Below are 2339 nucleotides of genomic sequence, written 5' to 3' on the forward strand. Positions count from 1 at the left end.
AAACAATAAGAAGCCAAAACAAATCCAAAACAGACACTGTAGATGAATCGTATGCTCAACAAATCTATTGCGTTATCACTCGCGCCCGGGTTGCCCGCGAGCATTTCAGTAAAATCCTGGCCCGCAGGGCCTATGTGGACGCTATGAATTCCAACGATCTGATCTTCCTGGCTCAACCTGGTGGCCGCCTGTCCGGTCGGATTCGCGTACCGGGTGACAAATCCATTTCCCACCGTTCGATCATGCTCGGCTCGCTGGCCGAAGGCGTCACCGAAGTCGAAGGTTTCCTTGAGGGCGAAGACGCCCTGGCAACCTTGCAGGCATTCCGCGACATGGGCGTGGTCATCGAAGGCCCGCACCACGGCCGCGTGACCATTCACGGTGTTGGCCTGCACGGCCTGAAACCTGCGCCGGGCCCGATCTATCTGGGCAACTCCGGTACCTCGATGCGTCTGCTGTCCGGTCTGTTGGCCGCGCAGGACTTCGACAGCACCCTGACCGGTGATGCTTCGCTGTCCAAGCGTCCGATGAATCGCGTGGCCAATCCACTGCGTGAAATGGGCGCCGTGATCGAAACTGCCGCTGAAGGTCGTCCGCCGATGATCATTCGTGGTGGCCACAAGCTCAAAGGTCTGACCTACACCATGCCGATGGCCAGTGCTCAGGTGAAATCCTGCCTGCTGCTCGCCGGTCTGTACGCTGAAGGCAAGACCACGGTTACCGAGCCTGCGCCGACCCGCGACCATACCGAGCGCATGCTGCGTGGCTTTGGCTACCCGGTGAGCGTTGATGGTGCGACGGCTTCGGTCGAGTCCGGCGGCAAGCTGACCGCTACTCATATCGAAGTACCAGGCGACATCTCGTCGTCGGCGTTCTTCCTGGTGGCTGCTTCGATTGCCGAAGGTTCGGAGTTGGTGCTTGAACACGTCGGCATCAACCCGACCCGTACCGGCGTCATCGACATCCTCCGTCTGATGGGCGCGGACATCACTCTGGAAAACCAACGTGAAGTCGGCGGCGAACCTGTGGCTGACCTGCGCGTGCGGGCAGCTAAACTCAAGGGTATCGAGATTCCCGAAGCGCTGGTTCCGCTGGCCATCGATGAATTCCCGGTACTGTTCGTGGCCGCTGCCTGTGCCGAAGGGCGCACCGTGCTGACTGGTGCCGAAGAGCTGCGGGTCAAGGAATCGGATCGCATTCAGGTGATGGCGGACGGTTTGCTGGCGCTGGGCGTCAAATGTCAGCCAACTCCGGACGGCATCATCATCGACGGCGGCCAGATTGGCGGCGGCGAAGTGCATGGTCACGGCGATCACCGTATCGCGATGGCCTTCAGCGTTGCATCCTTGCGCGCCACTGCACCGATCCGCATCCATGATTGCGCCAACGTCGCGACGTCGTTCCCGAACTTCCTCGCGTTGTGCGGTCAGGTCGGTATTCGTGTGGCACAAGAGGCTCAGTCGTGAAGAACATTGCACCGGTCATCACCATCGATGGGCCAAGCGGCTCGGGCAAAGGCACCGTTGCCGGGATTCTGGCCAAGCGTCTTGGCTGGAATCTGCTGGATTCCGGTGCGCTTTACCGTTTGCTGGCGTTTGCTGCGCACAACCATGGTGTCGACCTGACCAATGAAGAGCTGTTGAAGAAACTTGCCGCTCATCTGGATGTTCAATTCATTGCGGCGACCGACGGTCAATTGCAACGGATCATTCTGGAAGGGGACGAGGTCAGCGATGTCATTCGCACCGAAAGCGTCGGCTCCGGCGCTTCGCAAGTGGCTGCATTGCCGGCTGTGCGCGAGGCGCTGCTGCAGCGCCAGCGTGCTTTCCAGGAGGCGCCGGGCCTTGTAGCCGACGGTCGCGACATGGGTACGGTGGTTTTTCCCGATGCACCGCTGAAGATTTTCCTGACTGCCAGTGCCGAGGAACGGGCGCGCCGTCGATATTTGCAGTTGAAGGGCAAAGTCGAGGGTGTTAGTCTGTCGAGTCTGCTAGATGAGATCCGTGCACGCGACGAGCGTGACACCCAGCGCGCAGTGGCCCCGCTCAAACCGGCGGCCGACGCGATACAGCTGGATTCCACGGAGTTGTCCATCGATCAGGTGCTTGAACGCATCATGAGCGAGATCGCCATTCGCGATATCGCCGGGTGACCAAGAAGGCCGCAGGGGACCAGTCATAGTCCTGCAGCGCTTCTTTTAAATGAAACTAACCCACACCGTCTGGGGTGTGGAGATGGGCGTATTCTTCGCCCTCATCTACAGGAATTAAAATGAGCGAAAGCTTTGCGGAACTCTTTGAAGAAAGCCTAAAAACCCTGAACCTTCAGGCAGGCTCCAA

2 protein-coding genes are annotated in these 2339 nt (G+C 59.3%); both read left to right on the top strand.

Features of this window, described 5'->3' with window-relative positions:
• The coding region (gene aroA, locus ACIONG_RS30345; RefSeq protein ID WP_401304700.1) for a 3-phosphoshikimate 1-carboxyvinyltransferase at positions 1–1466 on the top strand (1466 nt) is incomplete at its 5' end.
• Positions 1463–2152 carry a (d)CMP kinase gene (gene cmk / locus ACIONG_RS30350; RefSeq protein ID WP_015093983.1) on the top strand — a complete coding sequence of 230 codons (690 nt, stop codon included), beginning with the start codon at positions 1463–1465 and terminating at the stop codon, positions 2150–2152. The genes aroA and cmk, both read left to right, overlap by 4 nt.
• Positions 2153–2339 lie beyond the last annotated feature (187 nt).

Origin of the sequence: Pseudomonas sp. NPDC087817 (assembly GCF_044742875.1) — a bacterium.
In the GTDB taxonomy this organism is placed as follows: domain Bacteria; phylum Pseudomonadota; class Gammaproteobacteria; order Pseudomonadales; family Pseudomonadaceae; genus Aquipseudomonas.